Annotated in this window: 17 protein-coding genes and 1 pseudogene; 14 read left to right on the forward strand and 4 right to left on the reverse strand. The window is 64.4% G+C overall.

The genetic code is table 11. The features are described from left to right. From FJW07_RS22245 to FJW07_RS22265, 5 genes are all read left to right on the forward strand, one after another. On the forward strand, positions 1-324 hold the full coding sequence (locus FJW07_RS22245) for a phosphoribosyl-ATP diphosphatase (RefSeq protein ID WP_140641720.1): 324 nt from the start codon (positions 1-3) through the stop codon (positions 322-324). A gap of 37 nt (positions 325-361) precedes the next feature. Further along, a complete protein-coding gene (gene coaA / locus FJW07_RS22250) occupies positions 362-1,321 on the forward strand; it encodes a type I pantothenate kinase (protein WP_140641722.1) in 960 nt (319 codons plus the stop codon). A gap of 74 nt (positions 1,322-1,395) precedes the next feature. Then, positions 1,396-2,433 (forward strand): glycosyltransferase family 2 protein, encoded by a 1,038-nt coding sequence (locus FJW07_RS22255; RefSeq protein ID WP_246680843.1) that lies wholly within the window; start codon positions 1,396-1,398, stop codon positions 2,431-2,433. A gap of 80 nt (positions 2,434-2,513) precedes the next feature. Next, positions 2,514-2,912: a GtrA family protein gene (locus FJW07_RS22260; protein ID WP_140858790.1), complete on the forward strand. Its 399-nt coding sequence runs from the start codon at positions 2,514-2,516 to the stop codon at positions 2,910-2,912. A 38-nt stretch (positions 2,913-2,950) separates the two neighbouring features. Then, positions 2,951-4,513, forward strand: coding sequence for a glycosyltransferase family 39 protein (locus tag FJW07_RS22265; RefSeq protein ID WP_140858791.1), 1,563 nt, complete (start codon positions 2,951-2,953; stop codon positions 4,511-4,513). Here FJW07_RS22265 and FJW07_RS22270 read toward each other — a convergent pair. From FJW07_RS22270 to FJW07_RS22290, 4 genes and pseudogenes are all read right to left on the reverse strand, one after another. Then, a pseudogene (locus FJW07_RS22270) lies at positions 4,476-5,076 on the reverse strand (alpha-ketoglutarate-dependent dioxygenase AlkB). The gene FJW07_RS22265 and the pseudogene FJW07_RS22270 sit on opposite strands and share 38 nt — an antisense overlap. Before the next feature lie 207 nt (positions 5,077-5,283). Then, positions 5,284-5,760 carry a peptidoglycan-binding protein LysM gene (gene lysM / locus FJW07_RS22280; RefSeq protein WP_140858793.1) on the reverse strand — a complete coding sequence of 159 codons (477 nt, stop codon included), beginning with the start codon at positions 5,758-5,760 and terminating at the stop codon, positions 5,284-5,286. 78 nt (positions 5,761-5,838) lie between these two features. After that, positions 5,839-6,276, reverse strand: a complete 438-nt coding sequence (gene arfB / locus FJW07_RS22285) for an alternative ribosome rescue aminoacyl-tRNA hydrolase ArfB (protein ID WP_140858794.1) — start codon at positions 6,274-6,276, stop codon at positions 5,839-5,841. A gap of 83 nt (positions 6,277-6,359) precedes the next feature. Next, a complete protein-coding gene (locus FJW07_RS22290; protein WP_140858795.1) occupies positions 6,360-7,970 on the reverse strand; it encodes a phosphoenolpyruvate carboxykinase in 1,611 nt (536 codons plus the stop codon). A gap of 341 nt (positions 7,971-8,311) precedes the next feature. Here FJW07_RS22290 and FJW07_RS22295 point away from each other — a divergent pair, with 341 nt between their 5' ends. The 9 genes from FJW07_RS22295 to FJW07_RS22340 all read left to right on the forward strand — a co-directional run bounded on the left by FJW07_RS22295 (position 8,312) and on the right by FJW07_RS22340 (position 19,054). Beyond that, positions 8,312-9,013, forward strand: coding sequence for a response regulator transcription factor (locus FJW07_RS22295; RefSeq protein WP_006201274.1), 702 nt, complete (start codon positions 8,312-8,314; stop codon positions 9,011-9,013). A gap of 147 nt (positions 9,014-9,160) precedes the next feature. Beyond that, a complete protein-coding gene (locus FJW07_RS22300; protein WP_140858796.1) occupies positions 9,161-10,945 on the forward strand; it encodes a sensor histidine kinase in 1,785 nt (594 codons plus the stop codon). A gap of 14 nt (positions 10,946-10,959) precedes the next feature. Beyond that, positions 10,960-11,421 carry an HPr kinase/phosphorylase gene (locus FJW07_RS22305; RefSeq protein WP_140783043.1) on the forward strand — a complete coding sequence of 154 codons (462 nt, stop codon included), beginning with the start codon at positions 10,960-10,962 and terminating at the stop codon, positions 11,419-11,421. Positions 11,422-11,585: 164 nt separating this feature from the next. Continuing rightward, entirely contained in the window at positions 11,586-11,987 is a 402-nt protein-coding gene (locus tag FJW07_RS22315; protein ID WP_140858797.1) for a PTS sugar transporter subunit IIA, read from the forward strand. Continuing rightward, the gene (locus FJW07_RS22320) at positions 11,984-12,280 is read left to right on the forward strand and encodes an HPr family phosphocarrier protein (RefSeq protein WP_140658726.1); all 297 of its coding nucleotides are present in this window, start codon (positions 11,984-11,986) and stop codon (positions 12,278-12,280) included. The genes FJW07_RS22315 and FJW07_RS22320 overlap by 4 nt, the downstream gene beginning before the upstream one ends. Before the next feature lie 323 nt (positions 12,281-12,603). Continuing rightward, positions 12,604-14,004: an adenosylhomocysteinase gene (ahcY, locus tag FJW07_RS22325; protein ID WP_140858798.1), complete on the forward strand. Its 1,401-nt coding sequence runs from the start codon at positions 12,604-12,606 to the stop codon at positions 14,002-14,004. 190 nt (positions 14,005-14,194) lie between these two features. Continuing rightward, entirely contained in the window at positions 14,195-16,774 is a 2,580-nt protein-coding gene (locus tag FJW07_RS22330) for a PAS domain-containing sensor histidine kinase (protein WP_140858799.1), read from the forward strand. Positions 16,775-16,784: 10 nt separating this feature from the next. After that, complete coding sequence (gene tsaE / locus FJW07_RS22335) at positions 16,785-18,296, forward strand: tRNA (adenosine(37)-N6)-threonylcarbamoyltransferase complex ATPase subunit type 1 TsaE (protein WP_140858800.1); 1,512 nt, start codon at positions 16,785-16,787, stop codon at positions 18,294-18,296. Beyond that, positions 18,293-19,054 (forward strand): nucleotidyltransferase family protein, encoded by a 762-nt coding sequence (locus tag FJW07_RS22340; protein ID WP_140858801.1) that lies wholly within the window; start codon positions 18,293-18,295, stop codon positions 19,052-19,054. The genes tsaE and FJW07_RS22340 overlap by 4 nt, the downstream gene beginning before the upstream one ends. The last annotated feature ends 32 nt before the right edge of the window (positions 19,055-19,086 follow it).

The following is a 19,086-nucleotide window of genomic DNA, read 5'->3' on the forward strand; positions in this document are numbered from 1 at the left end:
ATGGCTCAATTTTCGCTCGCCGAGCTGGAAACGATCATCCATCAGCGCGCCCATTCCGGCGACGCTGACTCGTGGACGGCGAAGCTGTTCGCCAAAGGCATGGACAAGGCGGCGCAGAAGCTCGGCGAGGAAGCGGTCGAGACCGTGATCGCCGCCATCCGCGGCGACAGGCAGGCCCTCGTTTCGGAAAGCGCCGATCTTATATATCATTGGCTGGTCGTCCTTAGCATAGCGGGCATTCCGCTTGACGACGTGCTGAAGGAGCTCGAGAGCCGAACCGGCCGCTCGGGCATCGCCGAAAAGGCGTCTCGTCCCCGCGGTTGATGGCCCGGGGCTGACGGCGAGGAGGGCAGGAAACCCGATGGACCAGCTTGCTCCGACCGAGAAGTATTCCCCCTATCGATTCTTCTCCGCCGAGCAATGGTCGCAGTTCCGCGCAGACACGCCGCTGACGCTGACCGGAGAAGAGATCGACCGGCTGCGCTCGCTCAACGACCCGGTCGACCTGGAAGAGGTCAAGCGCATCTACCTTTCGTTGTCCCGCCTGCTTTCGGCGCATGTCGAGGCGAGCCAGCTTTTGTTCAGGCAGCGCCAAGCCTTCTTCAAGGCGCAGGATGTCGTCAAGACCCCCTTCATCATCGGCATCGCCGGCTCGGTCGCGGTCGGCAAGTCGACCACGGCGCGCGTGCTGAAGCAGCTCCTGGCGCGCTGGCCGTCGAGCCCGAAGGTGGACCTCATCACCACCGACGGCTTCCTGTTGCCCAACGAGATCCTGCGCCGCGAGAACCTCATGGAGCGCAAGGGGTTCCCCGAGAGCTACGACGTCGGCGCGCTGCTCAGGTTCCTGTCCGGCATCAAGTCGGCGCAAAACAGCGTCATCGCGCCGGTCTATTCGCACCTGACCTACGACGTGATCCCCGGCGAGTTCGTCACCATCGACCGTCCGGACATACTGATCTTCGAAGGCATCAACGTCCTGCAGCCGGGCAAGCTGCCGAAGGACGGCAAGATCGTGCCGTTCCTGTCCGACTTCTTCGACTTCGCCATCTATATCGATGCTGACGAGAAGCTGATCCATCAATGGTACATCCAGCGCTTCATGCGGCTGCGTGAAACCGCCTTCCGCAATCCGGACTCCTTCTTCCACCGCTATTCGCAGCTCTCCGAGGATGCCGCGCGGGCCATCGCCGAAGGGCTCTGGGCCAACATCAACCTGAAGAACCTGCGCGAGAACATCCTGCCGACCAGGGCGCGGGCCGATCTCATCCTGCGCAAGGGCGCCAACCACCTGATCGAGGAAGTGGCGTTAAGGAAATTGTGACCCCCTTAACGGCGCCTTAGGCAATCCCGACTAGCTTTGCGAGCCAAACTCCAGCGGGTGTCGGGAGGCAACCGGTGATCAATGCGGGCAATGCCGCTGGCCGCGAGGCCCCGGTCTATTCACTGGTCATTCCGATCTTCAACGAGGAGGCGGTGCTGCCGCTGCTCGTGCGACGGATCACGGCCTTGCTCGACAAGCTCGACGCCAGCGCCGAGGCGATCTTCGTCGACGATGGCAGCCGCGATACAAGCGTCATCTTCCTGCGCGGCATGACGGCCTCGGACCCACGCTTCCGGCTGATCGAACTGTCGCGCAATTTCGGCCACCAGATCGCGATCACCGCCGGCATGGACGCCGCAGCCGGCGACGCCGTGATCGTCATGGACGCGGACTTGCAGGACCCGCCCGAAGTGGTGCTCGACCTCGTCGCCAAATGGAAGGAAGGCTATGAGATCGTCTATGCCCGCCGCACCAAACGCGAGGGGGAAACGCTCTTCAAGCGTGCGAGCGCCAGCCTCTTCTACCGCGCTCTCGAGCAGATGACCTCCGTGACCATCCCCCGCGACGTCGGCGATTTCCGGCTCGTGGGACGAAAGGCCCTGGAAACCTTCAAGCAGATGCCCGAGCGCGACCGCTTCGTGCGCGGCATGTTCGGCTGGATGGGTTTCAAGCAAACGGCGGTGTCGTTCGAACGGCCCGAGCGAGCGGCCGGCGAAACCAAATATCCGTTCTGGAAAATGGTGCGGCTGGCGGTCCATGGCGTCATCAGCTTTTCCGACAAGCCTTTGCGGCTGGCGCTTTGGTCGGGCCTTGCCATTTCCGGCTTTGCGGCCGTGCTCGGCCTTTACGCCCTGGCTTCCTGGCTCTTCACCAACGACGTCGTCCATGGTTGGACATCGACGGTGGTGATCATCTCCTTCCTGTCCGGCATCAATCTCTTCATGACCGGCATCATCGGCCTCTATGTCGGCGGTATCCATGCCGAGGTGAAGCGGAGACCGCTCTATGTGGTCGACCGCCTGACCGGTTTTGAGCAAGCGATCGCCGCGATGAGAAACGCCGAAGCGCCGAAGGACCGTGTGCCGGCGACGCGCGAACGGCGGCTCGGCTGACTTTGCTGCAGGCGCTCAATCAGCAGAAGATCGTGGCTGCAGGAGCTCCCTCGCCCGGCCAGCGATTCCGATCATGGGCCATGGGTCGTTCGGAGTCGGCGCGAATCCTGCGGTTTGCCGCGATCGGCGGCGTATCGACCCTGATCTATGCGGGAGTGACGCTGGCGCTATCGGACCGGGATGGCTTCGGCATGCCGGCGACGGTCGCCTCGATCGCCGGCTACGGCACCGGCGCGGTGTTCTCCTACTGCGGGCACCGCTTCGTGACGTTCATGTCTGACGGCGCGGTGGGCTTCGAGATCATCCGCTTTGCCTGCGCCACGGCGATCGGCTTCCTGCTCACGGTCGGGCTGACCGTAGTGCTCGCCGACGTCGTCGGGCTGCCGGCATTGGTGCCGGTGGCAATGGCCTGCACGCTGGTTCCGGCCCTGAACTTCATTATCCTGCGCCAATTCGTCTTCACGGCGGTGGTCCGTTGAACATGGAAACCCGCGCTTCGCTTGCCGAGAGGTCGGCCATGACCCCGATCCTGGACCGCTCGCCGGCCGGCGTGTCCAGCGCCGGCGTGGTGACACGGACCTTGGTCCTCTGCCTGCTCGTCTTGGCGGCGGCGGTGCCCTGGCAAATGCGATGGGGTGTCATACCCGACACCAGCTGGGCAATCACCATGGCCGAACGGGTGCTTTCCGGCTCCCGGCTCTATGTCGATCTGTTCGAGGTCAATCCGCCGTTCACGCCCTGGTTGTTCATGCCGGCCGTGGCCCTGGCGCAGGCTCTCGGCTTGTCGCCGGAAGTGGTGATCCATGTCTACGCCTATGCGGTCTGCCTGATTGGTCTCGGCTTTGCCGCGCTGATCGCCAGACAGGCTGGCTTTGCGGAGAACAGCGCGCTGTTGTCCATGCTGCCGCTGTTCCTGGCGCTGCTGGTCATCTTTCCCGGCAATGCCTTCAGCGAGCGGGAGCATCTGGGCGTTGCGTTGTTCCTGCCTTTGCTGGTGCTGATGGCCTGGCGCGCGGCGCCGGCGAACGAGACACGGCCAAGCCTGCTGGTGGCGGTGCTTGCCGGGCTTGGCGGCAGCGTCCTGTTGTTGGTGAAGCCTTACTACGCGCTGGTGGTGTTCGTCCCGGCGCTGTACGTGGCCTGGCGGCGCCGGTCGATTTTGCCATTGCTGGCAGTCGAATATTGGGTGATCGGCCTGATCTGCGTCGCCTATGCCGTGGCCGTGATGCTTTGCTATCCGGAATTCCTCAGCGTCATCTATCCGATACTGGCCGACACCTACATGCGGATGGGGAACATGCAGGCGATTCTGATCGACTATGCCCCGGTCTATCTTATCGCGCTCCTGATGCTGCATTTTCTTCGGCCGGGCTTAACCCCGTCGCCATTGGTCAGCGTGTTCACGCTCGCTTCGCTGGCGGCAACGGCGCCGTTGATCTACCAGGCCAAGGGTTGGCCCTATCACGCATTCCCGGCGTTTAGCCTGCTGCTGGCGGCGCTGCTGATGAGAGCCGCGCAAATCGATCCGGCGCCACGTTCGTCGGCGGGCAGGATGATGGAACCGGGGCAAAAGCTGTTGTTGGCCGCCATCGTCGTCGCCGCGGCCATTCCGTTCATGAAAACACAAAAGCCGGGCGCTGAATTCGTCGCCAAGGTCAAGGCCGCGGTTCATCAACCGACCGTCGCACTCGTCGGCTCAGACATCGCGGCGGGCCATCCGCTTACCCGCATGCTCGGCGGAACATGGATCTCACGCTATTGCAGCGACTGGCTGAGTGATACGGCGCTTTACCTTTCGGCGATCGCAACCCGGGACGGCAACAAAGAGGCGGCCTCTCACTATCGTGAGATGGCCGACCGCTACATCGACGGCAAGCTTGCCGAGCTCGAGACGAAACGACCGACGATACTCATCATTCAGAAAAACAACCAAGCCTTGGCCGAAGAGCTGTCGCGCCACCAGGACTATGTCCGTCTGATGCAAGACTACCGGCCAATCGCCGAGGACGAGACCGTGCGGGTGCTGCTTCGCGATACTCGCGTCAGCCCGGTACCGTCACCCGCCGAAGCGTCAGATTGATGCGGCCGCCATTCTTCAAGAGGGCCGATGTCGCGGGATAGATGCGGTCGACGCCATGGAAGGCGAGGCGTCCCTCGCCGCCAAGCACGACGACGTCGCCGCTCTTCAGCCTGAACGACTTCGTGCCGTCTTCGCGCCTGTCCTGACCGACCCGGAACTGGCAGTCGTCGCCCAGCGAGACCGACACCACGGGCGCGGCGAAGTCCTGCTCGTCGCGGTCCTGATGCAGGCCCATTCTGGCGTCCGCCGCATAGAAGTTGACCAGGCATGCCTCGGGCGGATGCGGGTAGGCCGAGACCTCGCGCCACAGTTGCAGCAAGGCTTCCGGGATCGGCGGCCAGGGCTCGCCCGTCACCGGATGCGTAGGCTGGTAGCGATAGCCGCGCTCCTTGTCGGTGACCCAGCCAAGCGCGCCGCAATTGGTCATGCGCACGCTCATTTCCTTGCCGGTTCGCGGCATGGCCGGCACGTAGAGGGGTGCTGCCTGCACGACGCGCCTGATCCTGGGCCGGCCGGGCGATGTAGCCCGGCATATGGCGGACGCCTTTGGGAAGAACGAGCATGGGTCGATCCGGTTTATCCGCCCTGGAGCGTGATGCCGAAAAGCGTGAAGCGGCTTTCGGACGACATCATGCTCTATCTCTTTGATTTAGAGACGGATTCAGATTTCAGATCGAACAGACCTGAAATCATCCGGCTCCAGCATGCCACCGGCAAAAGAAAACGGCGACCCGAAAGCCGCCGTTCGTTCAATCTCGGCGATATGCCCCTCAGGCCTGGTCGATATCCGGTATGCGCAGCACCTGGCCGGAATAGATCTTGTCGGGATGCGTCAGCATCGGCTTGTTGGCCTCGAAGATGACGTTGTTCTTGGCGCCCTTCCCCTTGCCGTAATATTTCTCGGCGATCTTCCAGAGATTATCGCCCTTCTGGACGGTATAGAGCGTCGGTTCCTTGGCCGGCGCCGCTTTGCCGGCCTCGGGCGCGACCTTCAGCTCGTCCGCCTGCACCTTGGAGACGCCGAGCGTGTTGCCGACGGCGATCACCGCCTTTTCGAAGACCGACTGATCCTTGACCGTGCCCTTCAAAACCGCGGTGTCGCCCTGGACGGCAACCTCGACGCCGTCCGTGCCCAGCTTGTGGGAATCGAGCTCCTTCTTCAACGTATCCGCATTTGGCGATGCCTCGTCGTCGCCGCCGATGCCGAGCTTCTTGCCGACGCCTTTGACGAAATCGAAAATACCCATGGCTGGTCTCCTCGCTGTTGCAGCAATCGGAGCTTGCCACCTGCAACCCAGAATTGGAAGCAGCCGATTCAACCGTGCTTAATCGTTCTCGACACGGCCGCGCAGCTTTTTCACTGTCGATCGGCCCGCCTTGCTCTTGAGGCGGCGCTCCACGGCGCCTTTGAACGGCCTGGTCTTCTTACGCGGCGGCGGTGGAGGCTCGGCCGCCTTGGCGATCAACGCCGTCAGCCGCGCCCGCGCATCGGCCCGGTTCTGCTCCTGGGTGCGGAAACGGCCGGCCTCGATGACGATGACGCCGTCCTTGGTGGCGCGCTGGCCGGCAAGCTTGATGGCACGCTCGCGCACGCGCTCGGACAGGCCGGAAGCGTTCGCCGCGTCGAAGCGCAGTTGCACGGCGGTGGCCACCTTGTTGACGTTCTGGCCGCCCGGACCGGACGAGCGGATGAAGTCCTCATGCAGGTCGCCCGCGCGAATGACCGCTTCGCCGGAGATGATGATGTCGTCGTCGCTTGCCATGCACGCACTCATGACGCGATGACGGCAAAAAGAAAAGGCCCGGCGCGAGCCGGGCCCTGGAGGAAAGATATGAGAGGCGACCGCTATTCAGCCGCTTCCTGCAAGCGCGGCGCGGCGCCGAGGATAGTGGCGTCGACATGGCGTTCGAACTTCTCGAAATTGGTCGCGAACATGTTGACCAGCTTTGCGGCCTGGCGATCGTAACCGGCCTTGTCCGCCCAGGTCGAGCGCGGGTCGAGAATGGCGCCGTCGACACCCGGGACCGCCACCGGCACCTCGAAGCCGAAATTGGCGTCGGTGCGGAACTCGGCCGCGTTCAGCGAACCGTCGAGCGCGGCGCCCAGCAAGGCGCGTGTCACCTTGATCGGCATGCGGCGGCCGGTGCCATAGGCGCCGCCGGTCCAGCCGGTGTTGACCAGCCAGCAGTCGACGCCGTGGCTGGCGATCAGCTCGCGCAGCAGATTGCCGTATTCGGACGGGTGGCGCGGCATGAACGGGGCGCCGAAGCAGGTCGAGAACGTCGCTTCCGGCTCGGTGACGCCTTTTTCCGTGCCGGCGACCTTGGCGGTATAGCCCGACAGGAAGTGGTACATCGCCTGCGCCGGCGTCAGCCTGGCGATCGGCGGCATGACGCCGAAGGCGTCGGCGGTCAGCATGATGATGTTCTTCGGATGACCGGCGCGGCCGGTCTTCGAGGCATTGGGGATAAAGTCCAGCGGATAGGCGCAGCGCGTGTTCTCGGTCAGGCTGCCATCGTTGAAATCCGGAACGCGGCCGGCGTCGAGCATCACGTTCTCCAGCACCGTGCCGAAGCGCTGCGTGGTGGCGAAGATCTCCGGCTCGGCCTCTGCCGACAGCCTGATCGTCTTGGCGTAGCAGCCGCCCTCGAAATTGAAGATGCCCTGCGGACCCCAGCCATGCTCGTCGTCGCCGATCAGCGTGCGCGACGGATCCGCGGAAAGGGTCGTCTTGCCGGTGCCGGACAGGCCGAAGAAGACGGCCGTGTCGCCGTCCGGACCTTCATTGGCGGAGCAGTGCATCGGCATGACGCCCTTTGCCGGCAGCAGGTAGTTCAGCATCGTGAACACCGACTTCTTCATCTCGCCGGCATAGGAGGTGCCGCCGATCAGCACGATCTTACGGGTGAGATCGACCGCGATCACCGTCTCGGTGCGGGTGCCGTGACGTGCCGGATCGGCGCGGAAGGAGGGCAGGTCGATGATCGTCATCCGCGGCACGAAACGCTCGAGCTCCGCGGCTTCAGGGCGGATCAAAAGATTGCGGATGAACAGCGAATGCCAGGCGAATTCGGTGATGACCCGGGTCGGCAGCTTCAGATCGGCGTCGGCGCCGCCGACGAGGTCCTGCACGTAGAGGTCCTTGCCGGTTGCGTGAGCCTTGAAATCCGCGAGCAGCGCTTCGAACTCACCCGGCGAGATGGCCTTGTTGTTGTCCCACCAGACTTGGCCGCCGGTCGCCTCGTCGCGCACGACGAATTTGTCCTTTGGTGAACGCCCGGTGTGCTGGCCGGTCTCGGCGACCAGCGCGCCCTGCGCGGTCAACCTCGCCTCGCCGCGCCGGATCGCTTCCTCGTAGAGTTCCGCCGCGCCAAAATTATAGCGTACCATGCCCGTTGTCTTCAGGCCGATCGCGTCGATGGCGCAGTCGGGGTTGCGTTTGCCGGCTTCCGACATCAAATTTCCTCTCTGGATTTGGCCGCATCTGACGGGTGACTCCCCGGAGCCCGCGCTGGGGCCGTCAGGTTCAAAACCAGAAAAGCCGAATGATATCAAATCATTAATCGATTTAAAAAATTTGAAAGTTGTTTAAATCGTTTATATGTGCAAAAAATCGCAGAGGTTGCCCAAAGGATTGGCAGGCTTGGTGCGTCCAATCCCAATTAGGGTGCGATGTCGTGTGACGGCAGGCCGCTCGTGACTTCGGACAAGGCCCGTGCCACATTTTGTACCCAATTTGTCCTGCAAAAGCCCCTTCTCGACGACAGAAGGGACAGCTCATGAGGGAGCCGCTTGAAATGGCAACAATCGCGCTTGTCGACGACGACCGTAATATTCTGACCTCGGTGTCGATCGCGCTCGAATCCGAGGGCTATCGGGTGGAAACCTACACCGACGGCGCCTCGGCGCTGGAAGGCCTGGCGGCGCGGCCGCCGAACCTCGCCATCCTCGACATCAAGATGCCGCGCATGGACGGCATGGAGCTGCTTCGCCGCATGCGCCAGAAGTCGGACCTGCCGGTCATCTTCTTGACGTCGAAGGATGACGAGATCGACGAATTGTTCGGCCTCAAGATGGGCGCCGACGACTTCATCCGCAAACCCTTCTCGCAGCGCCTCCTTGTCGAGCGCGTGCGCGCCGTGCTGCGCCGGACCAGCGCCCGCGAGGCGGCGGCCAAGGCGCCGAGCCAGCAGGCCCGCTCGCTCGAACGCGGCCAGCTGGTAATGGACCAGGAGCGGCACACCTGCACCTGGAAGGGCGAGCCGGTGACGCTGACGGTGACCGAGTTCCTCATCCTGCATTCGCTGGCGCAGCGCCCCGGCGTGGTAAAAAGCCGTGATGCGCTGATGGATTCGGCCTATGATGAGCAGGTCTATGTCGACGACCGCACCATCGACAGCCACATCAAGCGGCTGCGCAAGAAGTTCAAGGCCGTCGACGACGACTTCGAGATGATCGAAACCCTTTACGGAGTCGGATACCGGTTCCGCGAGGCATGAGAATAGGCAGTAGGCAGTAGGGAATAGTCCGTAGTCAGTTTTGAATGATGCGAGCGGCCATTCGTGCATAGCCGCGGTCAGCCAATCATTGCTCCTACTGCCTACTGCCCACTCACTACCCACTAACTAAGCAGGGCCTGCTAGTCGATGGCAGTGGAAGTAGAGCGAGGCAGACGGACGGGCGCGGCAAGGCGCCCGTCGCGGATCGTGCCCGCCTTCGTGTCGAAATTCACGGTGCCGATGCGCCGGTTTCTCGGCCATCACATCTTCTCCAGCCTGACCCGGCGCATCCTGTTCCTCAACCTGGCCGGCCTCGCCGTGCTGGTCACCGGCATCCTTTACCTGAACACCTTCCGCGACGGGCTGATCGACGCGCGCGTCGAAAGCCTGATGACGCAGGGCGAGATCATCGCCGGCGCGATTGCGGCCTCGGCGACCGTCGAGACCGATTCGATCAGCATCGACCCGGAAAAGCTGCTTGAGCTGCAGGCGGGCGAAAGCCTGGGGCCGGGGTCGGACCAGCTCGACAACCTCGATTTCCCGATCAATCCCGAGCGCGTGGCGCCGGTGCTGCGACGCTTGATTTCGCCGACGCGCACCCGCGCCCGTATCTATGACCGCGACGCCAACCTGCTGCTCGATTCGCGGCATCTTTATTCGCGCGGCCAGATCCTGCGCTACGACCTGCCGCCCGTCGACGACGAACAGCCCGGCGTCGTGGAGCAAGTCGAGAAATTCATCTTCGACTTCTTCCGCAACAAGGACCTGCCGGTCTACCACGAGCAGCCCGGCGGCAATGGCGCCGCCTTCCCCGAAGTGGTCAAGGCGCTGACCGGCAGCCCCTCGACCATCGTGCGGGTGAGCGAGCAGGGCGAGCAGATCGTCTCCGTCGCGGTGCCGATCCAGCGCTTCCGCGCCGTGCTCGGCGTGCTGATGCTGTCCACCGAAGGCGGCGACATCGACAAGATCGTCGCGGCCGAGCGCAAGGCGATCCTGCGCGTGTTCGGGGTGGCGGCGCTCGTCACCGCGATCCTGTCGATGCTGCTCGCCTCCACCATCGCCAATCCGCTGCGCCGGCTTTCCGCGGCCGCCGTCAGGGTGCGGCGCGGCGTCAAGAACCGCGAGGAAATCCCCGATTTTTCCGATCGCCAGGACGAGATCGGCAATTTGTCCATTGCCGTGCGCGACATGACGAATGCGCTGTACGCGAGAATCGAGGCGATCGAAAGTTTCGCGGCGGATGTCTCGCATGAATTGAAGAACCCGCTGACTTCGCTGCGCAGTGCGGTCGAGACGCTGCCCCTGGCGAAGAACGAGAACTCGCGTGGCCGGCTGATGGAAATCATCCAGCACGATGTGAGGCGGCTCGACCGGCTGATCACCGACATCTCGGACGCTTCGCGGCTCGATGCCGAGCTGGCGCGCGAGGATGCCGCGACCGTCGACCTGAAGAAATTCACCACCGATCTCATCGCGGTCTCGCGCGAGGCGACGCGCAACAAGAAGGCCGTCGAGATCGAGCTCAAGGTCGCCAAGCTGCCGGCCGGCGCCAAAGGCTATTTCGTTGTCGGCCACGACCTCAGGATCGGCCAGGTCATCACCAACCTGATCGAGAACGCGCGCTCCTTCGTGCCCGACGAGCATGGCCACATAGCGATCTCGTTGGCGCGCGCGGGCAAGTTCAACATCATCACCGTCGACGACAACGGCCCGGGCATCCGGGCCGAAAAGATCGACCGCATCTTCGAGCGCTTCTACACCGACCGGCCGGCCGGCGAGGCATTCGGCCAGAATTCCGGCCTCGGGCTGTCGATCAGCCGCCAGATCGTCGAGGCGCATGGTGGCACGCTGACGGCCGAAAACATCCCCGGCACCAAGCCCGGCGAGATCAAAGGCGCGCGTTTCGTGGTGACGCTGCCGGCGGAAACCTGATCGCCGAGCCGAACATGCCGGACGCCGCCGCAAAGCCCCGCAACATCCATGGCACGGCCATACTGGTCGGCGAGCGCGGCGTGCTGATCACCGGGCCGTCGGGCGCCGGCAAGACGACGCTGGCGCTGGCGCTAATCGATCATTGCCGCGCGCGGGGGCTTTTTGCCCGGCTGGTGGGCGACGACCAGTTGTTTGCGGTGGCCCATGGCGGCCGGCTGGTGTGCCGCGCGCCGGCGAGCATCGCCGGTCTCGCCGAGGTGCACGGCATCGGCCCGCGGCCGCTGGCTTTCGAACCGGCCGCCGTGATCGACCTCGTGGTGCGGCTGGTCGAGGCGCCCGACATGGTGCGCCTGCAGGACGAAGCCACGGAAACGATCGACGGATGCCGGCTGCCCCGCGTCGACGTCGCCCGGCAAAACGTCACCGCCGCGCTGCCCCTGCTGGTGGCGCGGCTGTCGATCCAGCCTTTTTCATGATCCGCCCCGGGTTTTTTGCTGCGATGCGTCAAAATGGCCCGAGCTGCCGCAACTTTGGGCTTGTCAACCGGCCGTGCGTCGACAAGATAGCGCTCCCGCCGCCTGGAATGGCTGGCGAACATAAGATACGCCTGTGAAGAGGCGATGACGGGAGCCACCAGAGAATGATCGGACTCGTGCTCGTGACGCACGGTCAACTCGCTACCGAGTTCCGGCATGCCGTAGAGCATGTCGTCGGGCCGCAGGACAATTTCGAAACCGTGGCGATCGGCGCCGATGACGACATGGAGCAGCGCCGGGCCGACATCGTCGACGCCGTGGCGCGCGTCGACACCGGCGCCGGCGTCATCGTGCTCACCGACATGTTCGGCGGCACGCCCTCCAACCTCGCCATCTCGGTGATGGAATCGGGCCGCACCGAGGTGATCGCCGGCATGAACCTGCCGATGCTGATCAAGCTCTCCTCGATCCGCAAGGGCGACAACATGGCCGCCGCGCTCGACGAGGCGCAGGTGGCGGGCCGCAAATACATCAACGTCGCCAGCCAGCTCCTGAGCAGCAAATGAACGCACCGGCGCCGCGTACGGATGAGGTGGTGCGGGAGTTCCCGATCATCAATCAGCGCGGCCTGCACGCGCGCGCTTCGGCCAAGTTCGTCCAGGTCGCCAGCGGCTTCGATGCCACCATCCATGTCGAGAAGGACGGCGTGAAGGTCGGCGGCACCTCGATCATGGGCCTGATGATGCTGGCGGCAAGCCCGGGTTATTCGATCCGCGTCATCGCCAGCGGCCCGGAAGCCGTGCCGGCCATGGATGCGCTGGAGCAGTTGGTCGCCTCGCGTTTCGGCGAGGAAATCTGAAATTTTTGCTTTGGTGCATGTCGTGATCGCAAAACCGCCGCACACTTTTGGGCGACATGATTTCTGCTTGTGCATGTCGTGATCCCAAAACCGCTGCGCACTTTTGGGCGACATGATTTCTGCTTGTGCATGTCGTGATCCCAAAACCGCTGCGCACTTTTGGGCGACATGCACCGCCCCGCAGAGACATGCGCGCATAAAGATTTCTTTATATCCCATTGTCGGGCGACGGGCGATCTGCTAGTCAGGCCGGCAACCGCGCCCTTCCACGCGCCTCCCGGCGCCGGCGCGTCTTTGAGAAAAAATCACACCGGAGCACTGCCATGACGGGTAGCAAGGACTATGTGGTCGCCGACATCTCGCTTGCCGGCTGGGGCCGCAAGGAGATCGAGATCGCCGAAACCGAAATGCCGGGCCTGATGGCCTGCCGCGAGGAGTTCGGCGCCAAGAAGCCGCTGAAGGGCGCGCGCATCACCGGCTCGCTGCACATGACCATCCAGACGGCGGTGCTGATCGAGACGCTGAAGGCGCTGGGCGCCGACATCCGCTGGGCATCCTGCAACATCTTCTCGACGCAGGACCACGCGGCCGCCGCGATCGCCGAGGCCGGCATCCCGGTGTTCGCGGTCAAGGGCGAGTCGCTCGAGGACTACTGGGATTACACCGACAGGATCTTCCAGTGGGCCGATGGCGGCCTCTCCAACATGATCCTCGACGATGGCGGCGACGCCACCATGTACATTCTGGTCGGCGCGCGCGCCGAGGCCGGCGAGGATGTGCTGTCCAATCCGCAGACCGAGGAGGAGGAATACTTCGTCGCGCAGATCAAGAAGCGCCTGAAGGCCTCGCCCGGTTTCTTCACCAAGCAGCGGGAAGCGATCCGCGGTGTCACCGAGGAGACCACCACCGGCGTCAACCGCCTCTACCAGCTTCAGAAGAAGGGCCTGCTGCCCTTCCCGGCGATCAACGTCAACGATTCCGTCACCAAGTCGAAATTCGACAACAAATACGGCTGCAAGGAATCGCTGGTCGACGGCATCCGCCGCGGCACCGACACGATGATGGCCGGCAAGGTCGCGGTGGTCTGCGGCTATGGCGACGTCGGCAAGGGCTCGTCGGCCTCGCTGCGCGGCGCCGGCGCCCGCGTCAAGGTCACCGAGGTCGACCCGATCTGCGCGCTGCAGGCGGCGATGGACGGCTATGAGGTAGTGACGCTGGAAGACGCGGCCCCCAACGCCGACATCGTCATCACCACCACCGGCAACAAGGACGTCGTCACGCTCGACCATATGCGGTCGATGAAGGACATGGTGATCGTCGGCAATATCGGCCACTTCGACAACGAGATCCAGGTGGCGTCGCTGCGCAACCTGAAATGGACCAACGTCAAGCCGCAGGTCGACCTGATCACCTTCCCGGACGGCAAGCGGATGATCCTTCTGTCCGAGGGACGCCTGCTCAACCTCGGCAACGCCACTGGTCATCCGAGCTTCGTCATGTCGGCCTCGTTCACCAACCAGGTGCTGGCGCAGATCGAGCTTTTCAGCAAGCACGGCCAGTACGAGAACCAGGTCTATGTGCTGCCCAAGCACCTCGACGAGAAGGTTGCGCGGCTGCATCTCGACAAGCTCGGCGCCAAGCTCACCGAGCTGTCCGGCGAACAGGCCGCCTATATCGGCGTGACGCCGCAGGGCCCGTACAAGCCCGAACACTACCGCTATTAACCAAAGCGAAATTATCTACCATATATTGAAGCCGGGTGGTTGACTTTCCATCCGGCTTTATTTTTTGCGCCAATGATTCTTCACGTCGATTCCGGCAAGCGTTATTGTTGTGATTCGCGGCTCGGGGACATGTTGGGCCGGGGACGCATTCAGGGCGGTCTTGCATTCAAGCGGCGAAGAGGACCAAGACATGCCGGGGGATTACCCGCCACGCGCGGGAAAGGCCGTTTCCGGCGGCCATGAGGATTCGAACGAGGCTGGCCCCGCCGTGAGCGGCGGCGGTTTTCGTGCCGGCTTGCGGCTGGCGTCGCTGCTTGCCACCTCGACGCTTGCAGGCCCGCTGCTCGCCTTTGCCGCCCACGCCGAGACAGGCATTCCGGGAAAGGCCGCGGCGCCGGTCAGCACCGTCGAGGTCATGCAGCTCGCCATGTTCGTCGGCGTCATGGGCGCGGCGCTGGTTTCGGCCATCTTCCTGATCCGCGAGCGCGCCCGCACCGCCTCGCAGAATCTACAGCTCAGGGCCCGCATCGCGGACGTCAACGCGGCGCTGCAGCGCTCCGAGGCGCTGCTCAACCTGCGCGACCAGCGCCTGGTGGTGTGGACCACGGACAACAAGAAACCCGAACTCATCGGCAGCCTGCCGCTGGAAAGCGGCGCGCCCGACGACAGGTCCGCTTTCCTCGCCTTCGGCCGCTGGCTGATGCCGCGCTCGGCGGCGGCGCTGGAGCACGCGGTCGCGGCGCTGCGCGAACAGGCTAGGGCCTTCGATCTCGTCATCGAAACGCAGGCCGGCGTGCCGCTGGAGGTGCATGGCCGCAAGAGCGCGGCGCATGTGCTGGTGCGCTTCGTCTCGCTGTCGGAGACGCTGCGCAACCAGGCCAGGCTGAAGATCGAGAACCAGCGACTCAGCGCCGACTACGACACCATGGTCGGCCTGCTCGACGCGTTGAAGATGCCGGCGTGGCTACGCGGCGCGGACGGGCGATTGCAATGGGTCAACCGCGCCTATGCCGAGGCGGTGGAGGCTGAAAGCACGGCCGCGGCCGTGCGCGACGCGAAGGAATTCCTCGGCGGCCAGGCGCGCGAGCAGATCGCCGAGCAGCACAAGTCGCGCCCGGTCTTCGAGCAGACGCTTTCCACCGTGATCGAGGGCGACCGCCGCATGTTCGCGGTCACCGATTTCGCCGGCGCCGACGGTTCGGCGGGACTTGCCTGCGACACCAGTGCCGCCGAGACGATCCGCGCCGAATATGAGCGGACCGTGCGCAGCCATGCCGACACGCTCGACCAGTTGAACACAGCGGTAGCGATCTTCGACACCGAGGAAAAGCTGCGCTTCTTCAACCAGGCCTTCCAGAAGCTGTGGGGTCTCGACTCGGGCTTCCTGCTCAGCGCTCCCTCCAACACGTTGCTGCTCGACAGGCTGCGCAGCGAAGGCAGGATCGCCGAGCAGCCGGAATGGCGGCGCTGGAAGGAAAACCTGCTCAGCGCCTATCGCGCCGTCGAATCGCAGGAGCATTGGTGGCATCTGCCGGACGGCAAGACGATCCGCGTCGTGGCGAACCCGCAGCCGAAGGGCGGCGTCACCTGGGTGTTCGAGAACCTGACCGAGAAGATGGATCTCGAAAGCCGCTACCAGACCGCCGTGCGCGTGCAGGGCGAGACGCTGGACAACCTCGCCGAAGGCGTGGTCGTGTTCGGTCCGGACGGCCGGCTGCGCCTGTCCAATCCGGCCTTCGTCGCGCTGTGGGGGCTGACGGTGGAAGCAGTCAAGCCGAAAGTCCATGTCTCGGCGATCCGCGACTTTTGCGACCAGCGCGCCGCGAACAGCCCGTGGGGCGGCTTCGTCGCCGCGGTCACCGGCTTCGACGACGAGCGCCGCGACCGCCGCGGCCAGATCGAGCTCGTCAACGGCACAGTGCTGAGCTACGCGGTGATCCACCTGCCCAACGGCCAGGTGATGATCACCTTCGTCGACGTCACCGACACCGTCAATGTCGAACGGGCGCTGAAGGACAGGAACGAGGCGCTGGAGAAATCCGACCAGCTGAAGAACGAATTTGTGCAGCACGTGTCCTATGAACTGCGCTCGCCGCTGACCAACATCATCGGCTTCACCGAGCTTCTGTCGCTGCCCGCGACCGGGCCGCTGACGCCGAAACAGCGCGAATATGTCGAGCATGTCGGCTCGTCGTCCTCGGTGCTGCTCACCATCGTCAACGATATCCTCGACCTGGCCACCGTCGATGCCGGCATCATGCAGCTCGACATCTCCGAAATGAACATCGACCGGACGATCGCCGCGGCCGCCGAACTGGTCGCCGACCGGCTGGACGAGCACCGGATCAAGCTCACGATCGACGCGGCCGAGGCGCCGACGAGCTTCCATGGCGACGAGACCCGCATTCGCCAGATCCTCTACAACCTGCTCAGCAACGCGGCGAACTACGCGCCGGAGGCAAGCACGATCCGGCTGACCTGCCGCCGCTTGGCCGACAGCGTCGAGTTCTCGGTGCATGACGACGGCCCGGGCATGCCGCCGGACGTGCTGGAATCGGTCTTCCGCCGCTTCGAGCCACGCGCCAATGGCGGACGGCGGCGCGGCGCCGGGCTTGGACTCTCGATCGTCAAGAGCTTCGTCGAATTGCATGGCGGAACCGTGCGCATCGAGACCGGCCAGGACAGGGGCACGACCGTCATCTGCACCTTCCCGGACAAGCCTTCCGGAATCCCGGATACGCCGGCGGGCATCCGCGACGCGGCCGAGTAGCGCGGCCTATATGACAGGGATGGCGCTGGAGCGTTTTCTCGCCGACGAGGCGGCAACGGCAAGGCTTGGCGAGGACCTCGCCATGGCATTGCGCGCCGGCGACGCGATCGCGCTGAAAGGCGATCTCGGCGCCGGCAAGTCGACGCTGGCCCGCGCGCTGATCCGGGCGCTCGCCGACGATAGCGGCCTCGAAGTGCCCAGCCCGACCTTCACGCTGGTGCAGAGCTACGAGGCGCGCGTTCCGGTGCATCATTTCGATCTCTACCGCCTCTCCTCACCGGACGAGCTCGATGAGCTCGGGCTCGACGACGCGCTGACGCAGGGCACGGCGCTCATCGAATGGCCGGAACGGGCCGGAGACCGGTTGCCGGCAGGCGCGCTGTGGGTCGATCTTGCCGAACATGGCGAGGGCCGCGTGGCAAGGCTGTCCGGAAACGGGCCGGTCTATGATCGCGTGGCGCGATCGCTGGCGATGCGCGATTTCCTGGCCTCGGCCGGATGGGGCGAAGCCAGCCGCCGCCATTTCGTCGGCGACGCCTCCGCCCGCTCCTATGAGATCGTCTCGCTGCCCGGCAAGGCGTCGCGCGTGCTGATGAACTCGCCGCGCCTCGTGCTCGGGCCGCCCGTGCGCGACGGCAAGCCCTATGCGGTGATCGCCCATACGGCCCAGTCCGTCACCGCCTTCGTCGCCATCGACCGGGCGCTGCTTGCGGCCGGCGTCAGCGTGCCGGCGATCCATGCTCAGGATCTCGACCAGGGTTTTCTGCTCATCGAGCATCTCGGCTCGGAAGGTTTCCTCGGTCACGACGGCCAGCCCATCGCCCAACGCTACGAGGCGGCGGCCGAGTTGCTGGCCATGATGCACGGCAAGACCTGGCCCACGCGCATGGAAGCGGCGCCGGGCGTATTCCACGACGTACCGCCTTTCGACCGGGAAGCCATGCTGATCGAGGCCGACCTTTTGGTCGACTGGTATGTGCCATGGATCACCGGCGAACCGGCAAACGACGAGTTGCGGGCAGGCTACCACAAGGTATGGAACGCGCTTCTCGATCGCCTGGGAGGCAGTGAATACACGCTGATGCTGCGCGATTTCCATTCGCCCAACATCATCTGGCGGGCCGAGCGTTCCGGCCTCGACCGGCTCGGCATCGTCGATGTGCAGGACGCGCTGATCGGGCCGGCGGCCTATGACGTCGCCTCCTTGGCCATGGATGCGCGCGTCACCGTCTCGCCCGAGATCGAGCGGCGGACGGTCACGGCCTATGTCGCGGCGCGGCGCGCCGCCGTCGCTTTCGACGAGGCCGGCTTCGCCGAGGCCTATGCGATCATGGCGGCGCAGCGCAATTCGAAGATCCTCGGCATCTTCGTGCGGCTCGAAAAGCGCGACGGCAAGCCTTACTATCTGAAGCACCTGCCGCGCATCCGCGACTATCTGAGGCGGGCGCTGGCGCATCCGGCACTGGCTGGCCTGAAGGATTTCTACATGGCCCACGGCCTGCTCGAGGAACGGGTCCCATGAAGCCGACGACGGCGATGGTGCTGGCGGCCGGGCTCGGCAAGCGCATGCGGCCGATTACCGATTCGATGCCGAAGCCGCTGGTGAAGATCGCCGGCAAGACCTTGCTCGACTGGGGGCTGGATAGTTTGGAAGCCGCCGGCGTCGCCAAGGCCGTCGTCAATGTGCACTATCTGCCCGAGCAGATCGTCGCCCATGTCGCCCATAGGCGCGCACCGAAGATCGTCATCTCCGACGAGCGCGAGGCGCTGCTGGAATCGGCTGGCGGCATCGTCAAGGCGCTGCCGCTTTTGGGCAGCGAGCCCTTCTACATCATCAACGCCGATACCTTCTGGATCGACAGCGCCCAACCCAGCCTCGAGCGCCTTGCCCTTGCATGGGACGCCGCCAGAATGGATATTCTGCTGATGCTTACCGATCTCGACTCAGCGACCGGGCACTGTGTCGGCACCGATTTCCTGATCGCGCATGACGGCGCGCTCAGGCGCTCGAAGGGTGATCCGACGGGCCTGATCTATGCCGGTGCTGCGATCATCCATCCGCGTATCTTCAAGGATGCTCCCACAGGCTCGCATTCGCTCAACATCTATTTCGACAAGGCGATCGCCGCCGGCCGCCTGTTCGGCATGAAGATGAACGGAAGCTGGATCACCGTCGGCACCCCGGACGCCATTCCAGCCGCCGAGGCAGCCGTGGCCGGCGCGCTCGCACCCGCATCGGCCCGAAAATCGGCTCCGATTTTCGGAAAGCACGATGCGTAGAGTCAAAGGGTTAGATCGTCCTTTGTGCGCCC

Source organism: Mesorhizobium sp. B3-1-9 (genome assembly GCF_006439595.1).
GTDB lineage: Bacteria > Pseudomonadota > Alphaproteobacteria > Rhizobiales > Rhizobiaceae > Mesorhizobium.

What these genes read in the sequence shown, in the direction of transcription:
- FJW07_RS22330 (WP_140858799.1), top strand. Translation starts at nt 14,195, where the DNA reads ATGCCGGGGGATTACCCGCCACGCGCGGGAAAGGCCGTTTCCGGCGGC.
- lysM (WP_140858793.1), bottom strand. Translation starts at nt 5,760, where the DNA reads ATGGGTATTTTCGATTTCGTCAAAGGCGTCGGCAAGAAGCTCGGCATC.
- FJW07_RS22320 (WP_140658726.1), top strand. Translation starts at nt 11,984, where the DNA reads ATGAACGCACCGGCGCCGCGTACGGATGAGGTGGTGCGGGAGTTCCCG.
- FJW07_RS22300 (WP_140858796.1), top strand. Translation starts at nt 9,161, where the DNA reads ATGGCAGTGGAAGTAGAGCGAGGCAGACGGACGGGCGCGGCAAGGCGC.
- FJW07_RS22260 (WP_140858790.1), top strand. Translation starts at nt 2,514, where the DNA reads ATGGGTCGTTCGGAGTCGGCGCGAATCCTGCGGTTTGCCGCGATCGGC.
- FJW07_RS22340 (WP_140858801.1), top strand. Translation starts at nt 18,293, where the DNA reads ATGAAGCCGACGACGGCGATGGTGCTGGCGGCCGGGCTCGGCAAGCGC.
- FJW07_RS22265 (WP_140858791.1), top strand. Translation starts at nt 2,951, where the DNA reads ATGACCCCGATCCTGGACCGCTCGCCGGCCGGCGTGTCCAGCGCCGGC.
- ahcY (WP_140858798.1), top strand. Translation starts at nt 12,604, where the DNA reads ATGACGGGTAGCAAGGACTATGTGGTCGCCGACATCTCGCTTGCCGGC.
- FJW07_RS22245 (WP_140641720.1), top strand. Translation starts at nt 1, where the DNA reads ATGGCTCAATTTTCGCTCGCCGAGCTGGAAACGATCATCCATCAGCGC.
- tsaE (WP_140858800.1), top strand. Translation starts at nt 16,785, where the DNA reads ATGACAGGGATGGCGCTGGAGCGTTTTCTCGCCGACGAGGCGGCAACG.
- arfB (WP_140858794.1), bottom strand. Translation starts at nt 6,276, where the DNA reads ATGGCAAGCGACGACGACATCATCATCTCCGGCGAAGCGGTCATTCGC.
- FJW07_RS22305 (WP_140783043.1), top strand. Translation starts at nt 10,960, where the DNA reads ATGCCGGACGCCGCCGCAAAGCCCCGCAACATCCATGGCACGGCCATA.
- coaA (WP_140641722.1), top strand. Translation starts at nt 362, where the DNA reads ATGGACCAGCTTGCTCCGACCGAGAAGTATTCCCCCTATCGATTCTTC.
- FJW07_RS22315 (WP_140858797.1), top strand. Translation starts at nt 11,586, where the DNA reads ATGATCGGACTCGTGCTCGTGACGCACGGTCAACTCGCTACCGAGTTC.
- FJW07_RS22290 (WP_140858795.1), bottom strand. Translation starts at nt 7,970, where the DNA reads ATGTCGGAAGCCGGCAAACGCAACCCCGACTGCGCCATCGACGCGATC.
- FJW07_RS22295 (WP_006201274.1), top strand. Translation starts at nt 8,312, where the DNA reads ATGGCAACAATCGCGCTTGTCGACGACGACCGTAATATTCTGACCTCG.